At 66.3% G+C, this 17797-nt stretch carries 20 protein-coding genes; 9 read left to right on the top strand and 11 right to left on the bottom strand.

Annotated features, from left to right (window positions below; translation table 11 throughout):
• The first annotated feature begins 178 nt into the window (after positions 1 to 178).
• Together ACGFNJ_RS39550 and ACGFNJ_RS39545 are read left to right on the top strand one after the other, a co-directional pair.
• Positions 179 to 1420, top strand: a complete 1242-nt coding sequence (locus ACGFNJ_RS39550) for an ATP-binding protein (protein ID WP_393460897.1) — start codon at positions 179 to 181, stop codon at positions 1418 to 1420.
• Entirely contained in the window at positions 1410 to 2513 is a 1104-nt protein-coding gene (locus ACGFNJ_RS39545) for a hypothetical protein (RefSeq protein WP_393460894.1), read from the top strand. The genes ACGFNJ_RS39550 and ACGFNJ_RS39545 overlap by 11 nt, the downstream gene beginning before the upstream one ends.
• 3 nt (positions 2514 to 2516) lie before the next feature.
• Here ACGFNJ_RS39545 and ACGFNJ_RS39540 read toward each other — a convergent pair whose 3' ends face one another.
• The 5 genes from ACGFNJ_RS39540 to ACGFNJ_RS39520 all read right to left on the bottom strand — a co-directional run bounded on the left by ACGFNJ_RS39540 (position 2517) and on the right by ACGFNJ_RS39520 (position 7213).
• Complete coding sequence (locus ACGFNJ_RS39540; protein WP_393461116.1) at positions 2517 to 3083, bottom strand: vitamin K epoxide reductase family protein; 567 nt, start codon at positions 3081 to 3083, stop codon at positions 2517 to 2519.
• A 223-nt stretch (positions 3084 to 3306) separates the two neighbouring features.
• Complete coding sequence (locus ACGFNJ_RS39535) at positions 3307 to 3852, bottom strand: hypothetical protein (RefSeq protein WP_393460891.1); 546 nt, start codon at positions 3850 to 3852, stop codon at positions 3307 to 3309.
• The gene (locus ACGFNJ_RS39530; protein ID WP_393460888.1) at positions 3849 to 5003 is read right to left on the bottom strand and encodes a hypothetical protein; all 1155 of its coding nucleotides are present in this window, start codon (positions 5001 to 5003) and stop codon (positions 3849 to 3851) included. Before ACGFNJ_RS39530 ends, ACGFNJ_RS39535 begins: the two co-directional genes overlap by 4 nt.
• Before the next feature lie 60 nt (positions 5004 to 5063).
• On the bottom strand, positions 5064 to 5489 hold the full coding sequence (locus ACGFNJ_RS39525; RefSeq protein ID WP_393460885.1) for a FixH family protein: 426 nt from the start codon (positions 5487 to 5489) through the stop codon (positions 5064 to 5066).
• Positions 5486 to 7213, bottom strand: coding sequence for a hypothetical protein (locus ACGFNJ_RS39520; RefSeq protein WP_393460882.1), 1728 nt, complete (start codon positions 7211 to 7213; stop codon positions 5486 to 5488). Before ACGFNJ_RS39520 ends, ACGFNJ_RS39525 begins: the two co-directional genes overlap by 4 nt.
• Before the next feature lie 193 nt (positions 7214 to 7406).
• Between ACGFNJ_RS39520 and ACGFNJ_RS39515 the strand changes: the two genes are divergently transcribed.
• Positions 7407 to 8069: a GntR family transcriptional regulator gene (locus ACGFNJ_RS39515; RefSeq protein ID WP_393460879.1), complete on the top strand. Its 663-nt coding sequence runs from the start codon at positions 7407 to 7409 to the stop codon at positions 8067 to 8069.
• 34 nt (positions 8070 to 8103) lie between these two features.
• On the top strand, positions 8104 to 9108 hold the full coding sequence (locus ACGFNJ_RS39510) for a 1-aminocyclopropane-1-carboxylate deaminase (protein ID WP_393460876.1): 1005 nt from the start codon (positions 8104 to 8106) through the stop codon (positions 9106 to 9108).
• On the opposite strand, the gene ACGFNJ_RS39505 is transcribed toward ACGFNJ_RS39510, so the two are convergent.
• The 5 genes from ACGFNJ_RS39505 to ACGFNJ_RS39485 all read right to left on the bottom strand — a co-directional run bounded on the left by ACGFNJ_RS39505 (position 9109) and on the right by ACGFNJ_RS39485 (position 14454).
• Positions 9109 to 9645, bottom strand: a complete 537-nt coding sequence (locus ACGFNJ_RS39505) for a DUF779 domain-containing protein (protein WP_393461114.1) — start codon at positions 9643 to 9645, stop codon at positions 9109 to 9111. It lies immediately after the preceding gene.
• 32 nt (positions 9646 to 9677) lie between these two features.
• Positions 9678 to 11201, bottom strand: coding sequence for an aldehyde dehydrogenase (adh, locus tag ACGFNJ_RS39500; RefSeq protein ID WP_393460873.1), 1524 nt, complete (start codon positions 11199 to 11201; stop codon positions 9678 to 9680).
• A 44-nt stretch (positions 11202 to 11245) separates the two neighbouring features.
• Positions 11246 to 12652 (bottom strand): DUF4328 domain-containing protein, encoded by a 1407-nt coding sequence (locus ACGFNJ_RS39495; protein WP_393460870.1) that lies wholly within the window; start codon positions 12650 to 12652, stop codon positions 11246 to 11248.
• Between the two features lie 180 nt (positions 12653 to 12832).
• Positions 12833 to 13516, bottom strand: a complete 684-nt coding sequence (locus tag ACGFNJ_RS39490) for a hypothetical protein (RefSeq protein ID WP_393460867.1) — start codon at positions 13514 to 13516, stop codon at positions 12833 to 12835.
• Complete coding sequence (locus ACGFNJ_RS39485; protein ID WP_393460864.1) at positions 13516 to 14454, bottom strand: hypothetical protein; 939 nt, start codon at positions 14452 to 14454, stop codon at positions 13516 to 13518. The genes ACGFNJ_RS39490 and ACGFNJ_RS39485 overlap by 1 nt, the downstream gene beginning before the upstream one ends.
• A gap of 41 nt (positions 14455 to 14495) precedes the next feature.
• Between ACGFNJ_RS39485 and ACGFNJ_RS39480 the strand changes: the two genes are divergently transcribed.
• Positions 14496 to 15002, top strand: a complete 507-nt coding sequence (locus ACGFNJ_RS39480; RefSeq protein ID WP_393460861.1) for a hypothetical protein — start codon at positions 14496 to 14498, stop codon at positions 15000 to 15002.
• A 202-nt stretch (positions 15003 to 15204) separates the two neighbouring features.
• The gene (locus ACGFNJ_RS39475) at positions 15205 to 15483 is read left to right on the top strand and encodes a HEAT repeat domain-containing protein (RefSeq protein ID WP_393460859.1); all 279 of its coding nucleotides are present in this window, start codon (positions 15205 to 15207) and stop codon (positions 15481 to 15483) included.
• A 160-nt stretch (positions 15484 to 15643) separates the two neighbouring features.
• Here ACGFNJ_RS39475 and ACGFNJ_RS39470 read toward each other — a convergent pair whose 3' ends face one another.
• Complete coding sequence (locus tag ACGFNJ_RS39470) at positions 15644 to 16027, bottom strand: hypothetical protein (RefSeq protein WP_393460856.1); 384 nt, start codon at positions 16025 to 16027, stop codon at positions 15644 to 15646.
• Between the two features lie 163 nt (positions 16028 to 16190).
• On the opposite strand from ACGFNJ_RS39470, the gene ACGFNJ_RS39465 reads away from it, so the two are divergent.
• From ACGFNJ_RS39465 to ACGFNJ_RS39455, 3 genes are all read left to right on the top strand, one after another.
• Positions 16191 to 16820 (top strand): glyoxalase, encoded by a 630-nt coding sequence (locus ACGFNJ_RS39465; protein ID WP_393460853.1) that lies wholly within the window; start codon positions 16191 to 16193, stop codon positions 16818 to 16820.
• A gap of 79 nt (positions 16821 to 16899) precedes the next feature.
• Entirely contained in the window at positions 16900 to 17313 is a 414-nt protein-coding gene (locus tag ACGFNJ_RS39460; protein WP_393460850.1) for a VOC family protein, read from the top strand.
• Positions 17314 to 17352: 39 nt separating this feature from the next.
• The gene (locus ACGFNJ_RS39455; RefSeq protein WP_393460847.1) at positions 17353 to 17787 is read left to right on the top strand and encodes a YdeI/OmpD-associated family protein; all 435 of its coding nucleotides are present in this window, start codon (positions 17353 to 17355) and stop codon (positions 17785 to 17787) included.
• Positions 17788 to 17797: the final 10 nt, after the last annotated feature.

Here is a 17797-nt window from a genome sequence, read left to right as displayed (position 1 = left end):
AGCGTTTCTCCACATAGCATCCGCTCAGGCAGATTGCTCGTCAGCGACTCGTCCAACTGAATACTGCGATCCACTGACGAACGCTCCGCCTTCGATGGCGACCACGGGAGGAATCGTCAGTGATTGATGATCGGGTGGGGGAAACCGAACAACCGGACCACGAGGCCAGCGAGCCAGGATGACGCCGACGGCGCCGTCACTGCTGGCGCGGGCGACGTCCTTCCGGCCGAACCATTGGCTGCAGGGCTCGACGACCCCGCGCGCCGCCGCCGAATGCGTCGATCGCATGCTCGCGTTCGCGCTCGGCCTCGGCACCTGGATCTTCGGCGCAGGCAACGCCGCGGAGATCGCCAGGCAGTCGCACCATTTCTCGGCCTGGTGGACGATGCTAGCCCTCGCAGGGGTTTTCGGCACGGCACTGTTGCTGGCCGCGACCGCACTGCAGGTCACGTTGCCGACGGTGCGAAAGATCGCGACCGCGCACGCCGTGGTATTCGCCATCGCCATCGCGCTTTCCGGCTTCGCCGTCGGGCCAGGGCAGATCACCGACGACGTGGCGTGGGTCTATCGGCTGGTCCCGCTCGCTGGTGTCGCGGCGACGCTGGTCTGGCGGACGCCTGCCATGTCGTGCTACCTCATCGGGGTCGGGTTGCTCGCGGCCGCGTCCACCGGGCAGGCGACCGGCGACATCGGCTGGACCGAGTTCGCGCTCACCGCGGTGCGCATCCTCGGCATCGCGGCGGCGTTCGTCTACCTCACCGAGCTGACGCAGCGGGCGGCCCGCCTGCTCGACGCGGAACGCGCACGCGCACGCCCGCAGGACGAACTGGCCGCCGAGGCGCGCGCCAGCGAGCGGGCTCGATTCGCGGGCATGATCCACGACAAGGTACTCGCCACGCTCCTCGACGCCGCACGCGGCGGCGACGCGACGATGCTGGCCAGGCAGGCCGAGACGGCGCTCGGTCAGTTCGCCGCGCTCGGGCGGGTCAGCGAACTGTGCACCGATGTCGAGGCGATCGAGGCGATCACGCGCGAGGTGGCCGGTGCCACCGAAACCGAACTGCGCGTGCGGGTTCGGCGCGACTATCGCTCGGACGACCTGTGCATCGATTCTCTCGCGGTCGCCGCGCTCGCGCAGGCCGCGGCCGAAGCCGTCCGCAACAGCGTGCGCCATGCCGCGGTGCCCGGCCGGGTGGTCACGCGCGAAGTGACGATCGTGGCGCAGGCCCGCGGCATCACCGTCGTCGTCGGCGACGACGGTGCAGGCTTCGACCCGCGGCGGGCGGCGGCCGACCGGCTCGGTCTCACCGTCAGCATCCGACAGCGCATGCGCGAAGCAGGCGGCCGCGCGATCATCGACTCGCGCCCCGGCGCCGGAACCCGCGTCACCCTGGAATGGGCTGTCCCGAATGACAGTTGACGGCGACCTCGGCAGGGTACTCAGCGGTCGGCGCTCCACGATGGCGACGGTCATCCTCTTCATGCTCGCCACCGACGCGGCGGTCATGATCCGCTCGGTGCGGCGCGCCGAGCTTCCGCTGTCGGCGACCATGTACCTCGCCGCCGCGCTCGTCGTCGCCGCCACGCTCGTCGTCATCCTCGACACGGCGGCGCCGATCCACACGTCGTCGGCGATCTTCGTCGCCGCCGCGGGCCCGCTCGCCACCCTCACCGTCCACGAGCAGGTCAGCGCGCAGCTGCACGCGCACACCAACGTGTGGAGCGCCTACACCGCGAGCATCGCACTCGCGATTCTGGTGGTGCGCGGCCGAAACCTGGTGGCCTGGTGCGGAACCGCGGCCACCTGGCTCGCCGTCGTGCTCGCCGCGGGCAGCGGACCGACCGTCTACGTGCAGGCGATCGTGCCCCTGGTCACCGTCGCCGTCGCGGCCACCTTCTCGGCGATCATGCGACCGACCCTCCGGTCGCTGCACGACCTCGAGATCGAGGCGGCCGCCCGCGCCGCGAAGCAGGCCAGGCTCGATGCCCAGAACGCCGAACGCCGACGCCAGCTCGACCGCCTCGACCGCCTGGCCCGCCCGATGCTCGAGCGCATTGCCACCGCGGTGCCGTGCACGCCCGAGGAACGCGAAGAGTGTCGTCTGCTCGAGGCCGAACTCCGCGACGAACTCCGCGCGCCGCAGCTGTCCACCGCGGACCTGCTCGCCGCCGCGCGCGCCGCCCGCCAGCGCGGCATCGAGGTGATACTTCTCGACGACGGCGGCCTCGCCACCGCCGCACCCCGCACCGCCACCCTGGTCCGCGACGTCGTCATCCGCGAACTGAACGGCACCGAGCGCGGGCGCGTCACCGTCCGCGTCCTGCCCCCGGCTCGCCGCAACCTGGCCACCGTCCTGGTAGCCGACAACACCCGCAATCGCCGCACCGAAATCGACCACGACGGCACGGTGACCGTCACCCTCGACCGCACCACCACGGACGAACAACCAAGTGTCCCTGCACTCCCCGCTGAACCGACTCCGGCACCGTTCAAAGACTGTGCCGCACAATAGATGTCAGACCAGCGAGAGCCAATAGTTCTGGAATCGCAGAAATATCAGCAGCAGGACCACGGCAGCGAACAGCGCGACGAATGCCCAGCGCCACGCTACGAGGACCCCTAGCGGTCCTTTCGAGTTGCCCCACAACTGGTTGGAGACCACCGCCAGCAGCGGCGTAATGATCGCCCACACCACCATGCAATACGGGCACAGCGCGTTGATTCGATAGATGCTCTGGAAGATCAGCCATCCGATGAAGCCGACACCGGCCACGGTGCCGAGCCACAGCCCGACCCAGATCCAGCGCGGGAAGCCGACACCCGCGACGCTGAGCACCGCGAGCGTCACCACCACGGAGAAGCCGACGATGCCGATGAGTGGGTTGGGAAACCCGAATACAGCGGCCTGCTCGGCCTCCATCACCGAGCCACAGGACAGGATCGGGTTGATGCTGCACGACGGCACGTGCTTCGGATCGGTGAACAGGGCAAATCGCTCGATGGTCAACGCGACCGCGGCCAGCCAACCGGCCAGCCCGCCGATCAGCAACACCCAAGCGGCCCTGGCCGACGCGGTGATCACTGGGCCGCCGCCGCGATCAACACGGTTGTCACCGCGACCCGGATGAGCATCGTTGGGGTTGCGTTCGGCGTTCTGCATCCTGAATCGGCCTCTCCTCGAAGGATTTCGGCCCGAGCACCACGGACCACCCGGCTCATCGACGCCGGGTGCGCGGCCGTTCCCGCACGCACGTCATTTCCCGATCATTTCGCTGCTCACCTGGCAGCCGAACGACCGAACCGAGTCAGACCGTCAAGGGTCGACGGCCTGGCTTCGTCCGTCGCCAGGCCACCCCGAGGAAGACGATGAGGCCGATCAACGGGAGGGAGCCGATGGTCCAGCTGAGGGCAAGGGGCGGTCCTGGTTGGTCGAGGATGTGGACGCCGGACAGGGTGCCTTCGCCGTGGCCGAGCGGGCCGTCGATGGCGAAGGTGAAGCTGTAGTCGCCCGGGTCGTCGAAGGCTCGGACGTCGAGGCCCCAGTTGTCGCGCTTGCGTGGATGACGCACGAGCGGTTGGGGGCGCCTGCCGGGCCTGAGTCCTGGACCCTCGATCTTCAAGGTTCCGGATTTGTCGGCGATGCCGCCGTCCGGCACGAAGGTGAAGTCCAGGGACTTCATCGCGCGGATCGGCCAGGTGGAGAAGCCGACGGTGAGGGCGTAGGGGCCTGCTTGCACACGCTCGGTGTGCACGATATCGACGGGAGCGTAGGCCGATGCGGGCGCGATCGAGACCAATGCCATTGTCACCGTGGCCAATACGGTGAAGGCGACCTTACGGAGGGCGGTCATCGGAGCGCCTCCGTCGCGGGCGCGGGCAACATGCGGGTGAAGCGGCCACCGAAGAAGCCGGCGAGCAAGCCGAGCGGAATGCCGAGCAGGCCCATCGTCACCAGGATCTCGAGCGAGACGTGCGAGGCCATGTTGGTGAGTTTCAATTGCAGCGGGAACGTCACGCCCACAACGACACCGGTGACCGCGCCCGCGGCCAGCACGATCTTGTTGGCGTCGTATCCGCGCGTGCGGGCCAGCCAGAACAGGCCCTCGACGGCGACGGCCGCGATGATGAGGAACATCGGCATGAGGGCGGGAAGAGCAGGCGCGCGGTCGGTGAGACCGTCGCGCAGCGGCAAACCGATGGCCGAGGCGTAGGTTTCGGCGGCCCACGGCGAGAACCACCACAGCAGTACCTGCATGATGCCGAGCACCACCGCGATGGCGATCGGGACGCCTGCGCGGGCCAGCACCGCTGCGCCGAGCACCAGCAGCAGCGGGCCGAACAGCACGGTCCCGAGGGTGGTCGGATCGACGGGCAGGTCGAAATTCTCCAAGCCCTGCACCGGAATCGGCGCGAAGGTGAGCAGCACCGGGATCGCGAGAACGATGCCGAATCGACCCCAGCCGTGGTCGCGATGCGCGGCGAAGACGATGATGCTGCCGATCATGGTGAGGGTGATCGATAAGAACAGCGCGACGTGCGAGGGGGTGTTGAGCACCGCGTCGAAACCGTAGATCGAATGCCATTCCAGATCGAGTAAGCCGTAGACCAGGAACAGGGCGGCACCAGCACCGGCGATCATGTAGCCGAGTGGCGCCGTCAGGTTGCTGCCGAAGACACGGATGGCGGGGCCGCCTTGCCGGGGCACCGGCCTGCCTGCCCGTTGCGCGAAGGTCGCGATGAAAACCATGGCCAGGCAGGCGAAGCCCGAGATCGCGCTGCCTGCATACAAGAACAGATGCGGCAGGGTGAAGAAGGTATCCGGGCCGACTTGGTTGTGCCACTGGATGTCCCAGCTCAGGCCGATCAACGTCACCACGGTGCCGAGCAAGACCACCCAGGCGCCGACGCGGGCCGCGGTGCTGTTGTCGGATTCCACTGCGGCCGTGCTGTTTATCGGCCCGGCGCGGTCTTCGCTCGCATCGGACGGTGCTGAGACATTCATGGCGAGCGGTCCTCCTGTGCTTCGACGTTCTTTCTGTTGTCCTCGTGCGCTCGGATGTGGTCAGCCGCCGACCCAGAGCGGCACTGTCACGTCATCGATGCCATGGTGTGCGTCGATGGACAGCCGCAACTCCCACGGTCCGGCCATCATCAGCGACAGTGTGGGAGCACGGAAGTGGCCGTCTCCCGCGGCGGTCATCGGAATGGGTTCTCCGGCATGACCCATCACCTGCTGAACGGCTTGAACTCGCACTGCCGCATGATCGATCGGGGCACCGGCGCGATCGGTGACCCTGACGTCGACCGCGGTGTCGCCGATGCGCAGGCTGTCGATCGCGACGGTGACAAGGTGTTGCGGCGTACCGGTTTTCAGGACGACCGGACCGGATTTACTCGGCCACACCGACCACCCCGCCACCACGAGCACGAGCACGACGGCGACCGCGATGAGCAGGTAACGCAGGCGTTTCCCGGTGAAGGTACTCATCGGCGCGCTCCCGGCGCAGGCGCGACATCCAGCACGACGGGGACGGTGAGCACGGTGTACTGCCTCTCGGCCTGGATCCAGAGTCGATAGCGGCCTGCGATCGGGAAGGTGTAGGTGAACGGGACATCGGGGCCGTAGGCGGCCACGGTTTCGTCGGGGGCGCTCTCGCCGTTGACCGGCGGCATGAGCATGACGCCGCGTGCCGGGGCGAGTGCGCTGGGCATGCCGTGCTCGTTCGTCCCCGACGTGCCGTGCCCGCTCATCCCTGGCATGCCGTGCCCGCTCATCCCTGGCATGCTGTGCTCGCTCATCCCCGGCATGCTGCCCATATCGTGCCCGCTCATGCCCGGCATGCTGCCCATCGCTGTCGGCCCCATCGAATGGGCATGCCCCCAGATCGCCGAGTCCTGCACGCCCGCAGCGATATCCGTCGCATTCTCCGCTAGCGGCCCCGCCATGATCAGGTGCCCGACCATGCCGAGCCACGGCTGCAGGTCGGCGCTGTCACCGATCTCGGCGATGAGAGTAGTCGGGGTCCCAGCGACCGCGCTGGAAGTGCGGACCGTGATCGCGGTGCCGTTCACCGTGGTCGACGCCGCAGTGTCGCTGCCGCCGAGATGCAACGGGGGACCCGCATTGCCGGGCGAATTACTCGCGGGCGCACCATCATTGGGTGTCGCCAAGAAACCGGTTGCCGCGCGCACCATCTGGACACCGCCACCGCGCCGGGCCACTTCGGCCGACAGCGCGGAACGCCCGGCCTCAGGTGCCGCGAGATGAACCTGATAGCGACCAGGTCCGGTCCGGATCGGATGCAGATGTGACAGCCCGCCGGACGGGCCGACCACCAGCAGGTGCATGAGCGCGCTGTCGTGCACGACGAGATCATCGGCGGGCAGGCCGGTGGCGGCGTCGATCAGCACCAGGTCCAGATCGCCGGGCCGCCCGGCGGGCAGCGGTCCGCCCTCGACGGTGAGCAGCACGGGCGGGCGGGAGAAGTCCGAAACCATCGGCTGATTCAGCGCATACGGATCGCTGACGTTGTCCACGGTGGGGTCGAGCTGACCGCCGGGCTGCGGCGGTAGCGGCAACGACACCGAGAGCAGCGCGGCGGTCACCGATACCGCGACACCGGCGACCATGCCGCCGGCGGGCAGCAATGCCAACGCGGTGCGCCGGGCGCGCATCGCGACCAGGACCGAAACCGGTAGCAGCACACCGGCGATCAGGAAGCCAACGTAGACCAAGCGTTCCGGCGGCGAGGTGACTTGCGCGGGCACCACGAACGGAATGCGCGCCACCCGGGTGCCGTCGCCGATCGCGAGTTCCCACGGGCCAGGCCGGTCCATGTCGAGGGTGGCCGAGTACATCCCTGGTGCGGCACCGAGTTCGACGAACGACTGTGCAGTGGATACGCCCGGCGCGGGCAGCGACGAATTGCCGTCCGTCACACCGGTCGGCGTCGCCGTGACAGTGAGACGCCCTGCGGCCGTGCCGGTATGGGTCACGACATCCACCCGCAGCGGTCCAGGCACACTCGTCACCCGGCGCAACACGACGGTCAGTTCTCGGTCGCCGAGCGACTGTGCGACCGAAAGATCCCCACCGGCCGCAGCGGAGTCGGCGAACGCAGGCGCCGCCCCGGCCGACAGCAGCAGGAGCCACAGCCCCGCGACGAGCAGGACGCGACGGCGAACGGCGCGGGCGACAGTCACGACCGCCATGGTAGGGACGCTGACGAACCAGAACATCACCTCTAGAGGGGATCTCCCCTCCCCCGTCGGGATGATGCCCGCTCAGGGAATGTCCCGGAGAATGCGCGCCCACCCCTCCGATCAGGACGAATTCCCCCTAATACCAGGCCAATCCGTCGCCTACCTCTTGACATCGACCCGGCGGTGGCATGCAATATATTGCATGCCGGTTCCGCACGATGAAGGTCTCGTCTCCAGGTCACTGCTGCGGGACAACGCCTACCGGGCGATCCGCGACGCCATCGTCGACGGCACCCTCGCGCCCGGCGAGCGCCTCAACGACGGCGATCTGGTGAAGTGGTTGGGCGTCAGCCGCACTCCGGTGCGCGAGGCGCTGATGCGGCTCGAACAGGCGGGCCTGGTGCAGACCAAACCCGGCCGCTACACCATCGTCAGCCCCCTCGACGTCCGCGCCATCCGAGCTGCCCAGGCGGTGACCGGCGCCATGCACGAACTCGCGATCCGCGAGGCAGTGCCCAACCTGTGCGACGGCGAGCTCACGGCCATGCGCGCGGCCAATGCCCGATTCGCCGATGCCTTGCACCGCAACGACGTCGACGCGGCACTCGCCGCCGACGACGACTTCCACGATGTCCCCGCCACCGCCTCCGCCAATGACGCGCTGCGCGCCGTGCTCGAGCAGTACACCCCGGTCCTGCGCCGGGTGGAACGCCTGCGGTTCGCCTCGCTCAGCGGCCGCGGTTCGGTGGCGCAGCACGACCGCATCATCGAGCGCTGCGCAGCGGGCGACATCGAAGGTGCGGTGGCCGCGGTGCGCGTGAACTGGCAGACGCTGCTCCCGCTGCTCGAAACCCTGACTCCCTGAACGCAATCCCGTTGGCACCACCCTAGGAAGCACTATGTCTCTCGACTCCTTCCAGCGTTACCCGCTCCTGTTCGGCCCGAGCCCGATCCATCCGCTGGAACGGCTCAGCGAGCATCTCGGCGGCGCCCGCATCTGGGCCAAGCGCGAAGACTGCAACAGCGGACTCGCCTTCGGCGGCAACAAGACTCGCAAACTGGAATACCTGGTGCACGACGCGCTCAGCAAGGGCGCGGACACGTTGGTCAGCATCGGCGGCGTGCAGTCCAACCACACCAGACAGGTCGCCGCGGCCGCGGCCAGGACCGGATTGAAAGCCGTACTGGTGCAGGAGAGTTGGGTCGACTGGCCGGATCCGGTCAACGACAAGGTCGGCAACATCCTGCTGTCGCGGATCATGGGCGCCGATGTGCGCCTTGTCGAAGCCGGATTCGGAATCGGCTTCAAGGACAGCTGGTATCAGGCGCTCGACGACGTCAAAAACTCCGGAGGGACGCCGTATCCGATCCCGGCCGGCGCCTCCGACCATCCACTCGGCGGCCTCGGCTTCGCCAACTGGGCCTACGAAGTGCAACGGCAGGAACGCGAGCTCGGCGTCTTCTTCGACACGATCATCGTGGCGGCGGGCACCGGAAGCACGCAGGCGGGCATGATCGCCGGCTTCGCGGATCAGGACCGGCCGCGCCGGGTGCTCGGCATCGACATCACGGCCACGCTCGCCGAAACCCGCGCACAGGTCGAGAAGATCGCCCGCAGCACAGCCGAACTCATCGGCGTGCGCCGCGACCTGCGCGACGACGAGATCACCGTGCTCGACGGCTGGGCCGGTGATCTCTACGGCATTCCCGTCGACTCCACCGTCGATGCCATCCGGCTCAGCGGCAGCCTCGAGGGCATGATTCTCGACCCCGTCTACGAGGGCAAGTCGATGGCCGGGCTCATCGACCTGATTCGCAACGGGCTCATCCCCACCGATGCCACCGTCCTCTACGCGCACCTCGGCGGCCAGCCTGCGCTGAACGCCTACAGCGGCATCTTCTGATCAGCCGATCGGCGGCCCGGGAACGGGGCAGGCGTCCACCGCCGCCGCAACCACCTGGGCCGCGTCCGGCACCGGCGGCCGGGCGCCCTCGGCGTACTCGGCGCCGAGCAGCGGCGGTTCGGCCGCCAGTGCGGCATTCTCCTCCGGGCTGAAAGCCCTTGCCCGGCTGAGGAATCGCCAACCCTCAGGTGCTTCCAGACTGAATCCCGAACCGCGGCCTGGCACCAGATCGATCACGAGCTGCGTGTGTTTCCACGCCTGGAACTGCGGGCCGGAAATCCAGACCGGCACGGCGTCGACATCCGCGGACGGCAGCGTCGTCGGCACCTCGCCGACCGCGAGACGCAGATCGATGATGCCGACCAAGACGTCGCGATCGCCGATGATGAACTCCCCCAACGGATAACACATCGGCGACGAACCATCACAGCATCCGCCGGACTGGTGCATCATCAGCGCACCGTGGCTCGCACGGAGGCGGCGCAGCAACGCCGCCGCCGCCTCGGTCGCGACCAGACGGGGCGGGGCGACACGCATCGTGGCGCCCCCTCCCGCGACGTCCATCGACATCAGAAGAATCCCATGGCTTTCGGCGCGTAGCTGACCAGCAGGTTCTTCGTCTGCTGGTAGTGATCCAGCATCATCCGATGGTTCTCCCTGCCGATGCCGGACTGCTTGTAGCCACCGAACGCCGCGTGCGCCGGATACTGGTGATAGGTGTTCGTCCACACCCGGCCCGCCTTGATATCGCGGCCTGCCCGGTACGCGGTGTCGCCCGCCCTCGACCACACACCCGCGCCGAGACCGTAGAGGGTGTCGTTGGCGATCGAGATCGCGTCGTCGTAATCGGTGAACGAGGTCACCGACACCACCGGACCGAAGATCTCCTCCTGGAAGATCCGCATCGAGTTGCGGCCCGTGAAGATCGTCGGCTGCACGTAGTAGCCGCCGTTGAGGTCGCCGCCGAGTAGCGCACGCTCCCCGCCGGTCACCAACTGTGCGCCCTCACCCTTACCGATCTCGATGTAGGACAACACCTTTTCCAGCTGATCGTTGGAAGCCTGCGCACCGATCATCGTCTCGCTGTCGAGCGGATCACCTTGCCGCACCGCCTTCGTCCGCAGCGCCGCCAGTTCGAGGAACCGGTCGAAGATGTCGGCCTGAATCAGCGAACGCGACGGACACGTGCACACCTCACCCTGGTTCAGGGCGAACATCGTGAACCCCTCCAGCGACTTGTCCAGGAAGTCGTCGTCGGCCGACATCACATCGGAGAAGAAGATATTCGGGCTCTTGCCGCCGAGCTCCAGCGTCACCGGGATCAGGTTCTGCGAGGCGTACTGCATGATCAGCCTGCCGGTGGTCGTCTCACCGGTGAACGCGATCTTGGCGATCCGGTTGCTCGACGCCAGCGGCTTGCCCGCCTCGACACCGAAACCATTGACGATATTGACTACACCGGGCGGCAGCAGATCACCGATGATGTTCCACAGGAACAGAATCGACGCAGGCGTCTGCTCGGCGGGCTTGAGCACGACACAGTTCCCGGCCGCCAACGCGGGCGCCAGCTTCCATGTCGCCATCAGGATCGGGAAGTTCCACGGGATGATCTGCCCGACCACCCCCAGCGGCTCGTGGAAGTGATAGGCCACGGTGTCCGCGTCGATCTCCGACAACGAACCCTCTTGTGCCCGAATAGCGCCCGCGAAATACCGGAAGTGATCCACCGCCAACGGAATATCGGCGGCCACCGCCTCACGGATCGGCTTCCCGTTGTCCCACGTCTCGGCCACCGCGATCGCCTCGAGGTTCTCCTCGATGCGATCGGCGATCTTGTTCAGGATCACGGCCCGCTCCGCCACCGACGTCTTCCCCCAGGCGGGCGCAGCGGCGTGTGCCGCATCGAGGGCAAGCTCGATGTCCTCGGCGGTGGAACGCGCTACCTCACAAAAGGTTTCACCGGTAACCGGCGTAGGGTTCTCGAAATACTGCCCCTTGACCGGCGCCACCCACTGGCCACCGATCCAATTGTCATACCTGGCTTGGAACGAAACCGGGGAATCCGGCGACCCCGGACGGGCAAAAACAGTCATCAAATCTCCTAGCGTTCACAACGGTCACACTGTGATCCACGACACTAGTTGCCCAACGTTGCATCACCGTTGGGAAAGGATGCCGGCCGCTGCCCGCGGTCGACCTGCCGGATGATCATTACGAGCAAGGCCGCGGTCAGCGCGAAGAATGCGGTTGTGCCCCACCAGAAGACCGGCTGCAGGAGCAGCAAGGCGAGCCAGGTCCAAATCCAGGTCGTGAGCCAGCTGAGCCACCAGCCCGCCACCAACAGGCTGTAGCTCGCTGTGGCGCCGCCCGCGTGCGCGGGTGTGCGGCTGGCTCGATGCACGTCTCCGACGACAAGGGCAGGCAGGATGAGATTGGCCAGGGGGACAAACCAGCCGCCGATTGTCCAACCACGTTTCAGCAGGTGCCCGCCCGGTGCCATCCGCTCTGCAGTGAGCCTGGCCCGCCACAGCCAAGCCAAGAACGACACTCCGGCGAGGAACAATGTGAAAGCCCAGACCGCGATCCCCAGGAGCGTCAGTGGTGCCCACGCATCCACTGCCGCTTCCTGCGCTGCCGAGCCATCGGGAGCGTCGCGCACCGCCTGATATTTGGGCGCGGCGATGGCGATCAACGCAGGCCCGATGACGACGGTACCGCTCAGCACGGCCGTGACCATGCCAAGACCGCCGTTCGGTGCGGCCTGGACCGCGGGTCGACTACTCGGCGCCGACGGCTGTTCCATCGGCTCTGCGCCGATGCCGTCCGCTCGGTCTGCTTGCCATCGTCCGACTCGGGCCAGCAGCACGGCGAGGAGGACAACGGCGGTGGTCCATAGGACCAGGCTCGCGGACTGCACCAGCAACCCGGCACGCGCGGGACCCGAGGAAGGTGCGAATCCGTACCGGACGCCGATAGAGAGCAGGTAAGCCACGAAAAGCGCGCAGGCTCCGAGCACAAAGGACAACCACCACGCAACGACAATCCACGTCATCGGGGAAGGAAAGAGGCGCACAGCGTTTCGCGGTGTGGCCGGATGGCTCGCGCGCTGGATGTCGTCGACCAGGATGGGCGGAACCACCCAGTTCACCAGTGGGAGAAAACCTACGATGGCCCACACCCTGGGAAGGCGATGCTGCGCGGAGCAGAGCAATTCAGCGTTGGCCCGAGCGCGGTAGACCCAGACGACGAACAACACGCTGGCCAGTAGTTGCACGAGCACCGAAGTCCACGCCACGCCGCTGATGGATTGCGTTGCCTCCTCGAGATTCGCGAGGTACGCCGAGGCATCGACCGTATCCCGCTCCCAATCCCCGAACCGCTCGACCAGCTCCCAGGTGAGCAACAGCTCGACCGCGCGCAGTCCCGTGGCCACTGCAGCGCCGGCGACAACGACGAACCCCAGCCCGCGTATCGAGCGGAACGACGATGTCGTAGGGGATGGAATGCTTGCTCCGCGACCGTATTCGGTGTAGTTGATGGCCATGAATCCCCCGCAATAGTGAAACCCGAAACAGGACAGTATGACACCGTCGAAGCGGAAGGGGTATGGCAATCAGTAACACAGGGCAAACTGGGCGTTCACCGGGCGCGACAGCTCGAAACTGTTGTCACGCTGGCTGTTCCGGCCTCGAAATCCGCGGTGAGCCGGTGCTTCGAGGGGCGGTCATGCGATGCGATAGGACAGCAGATTGTCCAACTCAGGGGCCAAGTCTTCGATGTCGAAGTCCCCTTCATAGGTGACAACGACTTTGTCGGAAGGCAGGTCCGGGGATACCCAGTAAGTGACACCGCTGTAGGTCTTGCCGAGGCGAAGCATGCGGGTTGCTGCAACGTCCTTGTCCCAGCCCGGGATTCCGTCGGGGAAGCCCGCTTCCGCGGCGAAGGTGCGCATATGACGAGGAGACAGCAATCCATAGGATTCCCAGTCCTCGGCGGTGTAGCCCGCGTGCACCTCACGCAGAAAAGTGCGGACCGGGCCGGGGACGCTCTCCCACAGCGGTGGCGTGACATCGCGTGCGGCGGCAGGGTCCCAGCCGATCCATACCACCCACGGCTCGTCCACACCGGCGGCGGCGTAGACGAGCACACACTCCTCGCGCAGCAGGCAAACGCGGACATCGGCGAGTTGTTCGTCCAGGGCCGCAGCGAAATTCGGCACCAGCTCGACGAAATCGCTGTTCCACAGTGAGCGGGCGATCGCAGTGCGTTCGGCAGGATCACCGGATTCCGCGATCGGACGCCAGCGTGCCGGCACCAGGACGTTGTCCATCGTGGTGGCGTCGATGAATTCGACCGGGCGGTCCTCTTCGAGCGCGGTAACGATGTCGTCCTGGTCGATCCGGGGCACTACGGGCCTCCCTGAAGTTCGAGGAGATCCTGGATCAAGCGCAGCAGTTGAGATCGGACCTGGTTCTCCAGGGCTACCTGCGCGGCCTGCCAGTTCGGGTCGGTCCCGAGTATGTCACCTGCGCTGCGTGATTGCTTGGCCCGGTTGGCCGTGAACGTCAGCCATTGCAGACCGACCGCAGTGTTGGCGACCATGATCATGTTTTCCGGCGACAGGGCGAGAAAGCCCGGCATGTGGAACAGTTCGGCCAGCGATACCACGTGGTCCAGCGAAACCGCAGAACCGCCCTTGGCGTCCTTGCCTACCCGACCGCCAGGATAGGCTGGGTCATGGTCACCGACGGCAGGCCGCTGCTGCCCTTGGAGTGGACCGGTCACTTTGGTCTTACGCGGCGGGCTGATCTTTCGCACGACATCGTAGAGTTCGCGCGCCGGTGATTGTTTCGGCACGGCATACCCCTGCTTGCCGCCAGCCGGGTAAGGCAGGGTATAGCCCTGCGGCACCTGGTTTTTCGCGGTGGTCGTCTTGTCGATCTGACGCGGAGTCACCTGGGCGAGCAGCCCCGGGTCCACGATCCGTTGCAGCACGTCGAGGCATCTGCGCAGATTGGCCTTCGCGGTGGCGAGCTGTTGATTCACCGCGTTGGCTTCGACGTTGTACGCGTCGTATGCCGCTTGCTCGCGGGGCAATTCGAACAAATGGCGTTGCGCGTTGTGCCGCACTATGTCCTGATCGGCACGCTGGACGGCCAGTTCCTGCGCTTCGCACAACCGTTTCGGTGGCGGCGGAGGAGCCAGCGGAGACGTCGGCACCGGCGGGGGTTGAGCGTTGACTGCCGGAACGTTGACTGGCGGAGCACCGATCAGCGAGGCGCACACCAGTAGCGCCGCCATCATCATGGTGCCGAGGCGGATGCGTTCATCAAGCCGACGCGACATGGACCCCTCCGTAATATCAACGGTAGCATTGCATTACGCCTATGGGCTACCGTGAAAGTCAACGCCTTCATCTCCGGGGGGAGCAGGTAGCCGTGACCGATCCACCGCCGTCTCGCTTTCAGCTCACCCCTGCGCGAATGATCGCGCTCATTGCGGCCTTCGTGCTCGCCGGCATCGGATGCGCTGTCGCGCTGGTGATTTATCAGACGCAACCCGAGGGCAGCGACGATGCTCGAATACGCTCGGTGATCAAGGATTTCGCCAGCGCGGTGGAGTCGGGCAGCACTGCGCAGGTCACCGAGTTGCTGTGCGAAGAAGAAGCCGCGACCTTCACCGATCGCGTCTCCGCAGGCGAGGAACCCGACGCAGGCGGCCAATCGGATGTTGATCAGGAACGCAGGCCCGTCGACATATCCGACGTTGCCATCCGCGGCGAGGTCGCCTCGGCTCTGGTCGCACGTCCCCCGAGCGAGCCCCGGCGGCTGCATTTCCGTAAAGAAGGTGATCGCTGGAAAGTCTGTGCGCCCGCTGCGGATCAGTTCGGTTAGCGCTCGCGCCGGGGAGTCCGTTGCCAGCGCCATTGAGTGGCAGTGCGCGCGACTACGATTCGTGCTGTGGCTCTGCTAGTGCATTTGACGCCGGAGAAGAACGCTCGACGAATCCGCCGGGCACGGTCGCCGACCCTGCACCTGCCCCGCCTGCCTGGGACGCGGAGAATTCAAGGCCGCTGACCTCCGCCGCAGATTCCCCATGAACGACCCGGAACTCACGAAACCTCAACTGCTAGAAAAACTACGCAACGCGGCCGACGACGAAGACCTGATCGTCACCCTCTACGATTTGGGACGCCGCAGTCGTGGTGATGTCGCCGACGTCGCCTATCTGGTCGACAACCCCAACCCCGAGGTCCGCTCCGCCCTCGCCTGGGCACTGCACCGATACCGCGGCACCGAGGCCCGCCAACTACTGACCCGACTGGCAACCGACCCCGATCCCGAAGTACGCAACGCCGCCACAAAGCGACGATAGAACGATCTCTGGCTCACCAACACCTGACAACTGCGCTACAGCGCGCGGCGACTGCGGCTGGTCAGTTGATCAGGGGGCATTGTTGGCGGCATCGCCCGAGAGGCCAGTTACCTCAGTGCCTCCTGATCGCCTGTCCAGCAACGCATCTCGGACAATATGCTCAGCCGAATGCCCCAATGAACTCGAGGATGAACGGTACCGCCGACAGTGAACCGACACCGAATGCCGCTGCGAGTGCGAACCCGATCAGCGCGTCCTCGGCTGTGGGCTGTGGTGGTTCGGTGGCGCGTCCGAGCACTTCGGTCGTGGCCGGCGTCTTCCAATCCACACAGAGCGACCCGTTCCCCCTCGAGAAAAACCTGCAGAACGACTTATCGATCTCTCCTGGCCCACCGTTGAGGAATCTGCTTGCCTCAACGGATTTCGGTTCCAGAGTCAGCACACGGTCATCGATTTCGACGACAACGCGATAGCTGCGCTTGAACACCCCCCGCCTATATGCATTGTATTCCTGGTATCCGCCCCAAGTCCGTGCGGTGGGCACCGCGCTGTACCGACATCGCTGACCCAAATATCCGGTCACGCCGCGGGCCGACGTGGCTCGGTGCCAGGGAAGCGGCCCGTGGTCCCACGGGGTCTCAGCTCAGTGGTGGGTTCCGTGGTTGGCACGGATGTGACCGAGACGGTCCGTGTTTAGCGTTATGAGCATGGAAATCACCGCAAACATCAGCACTGATATCAACGTTCAGCTCGAGGTGGCCGACCCTCAGGCCGCTGCCGCGATTTACGACGCGGCGTTCGGACTGGGTGACCGGCTCGGGTTCCGGGCTGCGCAGGAGCCGACGACCGGGTTCCGTGGATTCATCTTGTCGCTGGTGGTGTCGCAGCCCTCGACCGTCGACAGCCTCGTCGGCACCGCGGTCGACGCCGGGTTCACTGTCCTGAAGCCCGCGAAGAAGAGCCTGTGGGGTTACAGCGCGGTGGTACAGGCGCCGGAGGGGACGATCTGGAAGATCGCGACCTCGAACAAGAAGGATGTCGGCCCGCTCACCCGCGAGATCGACGACCTGGTGTTGCTGATGGGTGTGTCGGATGTGAAGGCCAGCAAGCAGTTCTACGCCGATCGCGGCTTGACGGTGTCGAAGAGCTTCGGCGGCAAGTACGCCGAGTTCGCGAGCTCGGGCTCCCCGGTCACCCTGGCGCTGTACCCACGCAAGGCTGCCGCCAAGGAAGCAGGGGTCGCCCTGGAAGGCAGCGGCTCGCACCGCATCGTCATGGACAGCGGCATCGGTTCCTTCACCGACCCGGACGGGTTCGTGTGGGAAGCGACGGCCTGAGCTAACCCCCACCCATAGGCAGCCAGGCCCTGACCCGAATGCCCCGAACGTATCCATCCATAATGCAAGGAGTAAACCCATGAAAGCGCACGTCAGCTCGATTCTTCTCGGTGTACGAGACATGGACCGGGCCAAGCAGTTCTACACCGAAGGGCTCGGCTGGAAGATCGAGAACGACTACGGCATCTCGGTATTCTTCGCCTCGGACGGCGCCTCGCCGGTCGGCTTCTACAGTCGCGAGGGTCTGGCCGGCCAGGTGGGCACGGACCCGGAAGGCAGCGGCTTCAGCGGTCTGGTGCTGACCTACGTTGTCCGTAGTGAGGCGAGGATCGACGAGATCATGGCGGAGGCCGCGCAGGCAGGCGCCACGATCCTCGAGCCCGCAGGCGCGCTGCCGTGGGGCGGGTACGGCGGCACCTTCGCCGACCCCGATGGCTACATCTGGAGTCTCGGCTACAGCGCCCAGGGCACCGACCAGCCTTACGCCGAGTAACCACGATCCCGAGCAGGCAGAACAACAGGAGAGAAGATCATGAAGTTTTGGACCCTCGTCGAGCCACCCGAGCCCATGCGAGGCCTGGAAGTTCCACCCGAGGTGGTAACGGCGCTCGGCGAGGGCGCACGGCCGCCGGTGACGATCACGATCAACGGGCACTCCTGGAAGAGCCGCGTCGCGCTCATGCGCGGCCGCTACCTGCTCGGCCTCAGCCACGCCAACCGGAAGGCCGCGGGAGTCGCGATCGGCGACAAGGTCGAAGTCGAGCTCGAACTCGACACCGAGCCACGCGTCGTCGTCGAACCCCCAGACTTCACCGAAGCCCTGGACGCCGATCCCATCGCCCGTGCCGCCTACGACAACCTTGCCTACAGCCGCAAGCGCGAGCACGTGCACGCCATCGAGAGCGCGAAGAAGGCTGACACGCGCCAACGGCGCATCGAGAAGGCAATCGCCACCCTGCGTGGCTGAACTCGAGAAG

This window comes from Nocardia sp. NPDC049149, assembly GCF_043197455.1.
Lineage (GTDB): Bacteria > Actinomycetota > Actinomycetes > Mycobacteriales > Mycobacteriaceae > Nocardia.
The sequence above is the reverse complement of the archived record's forward strand: the minus strand, read 5'-3'. Positions and strand labels throughout refer to the sequence as shown.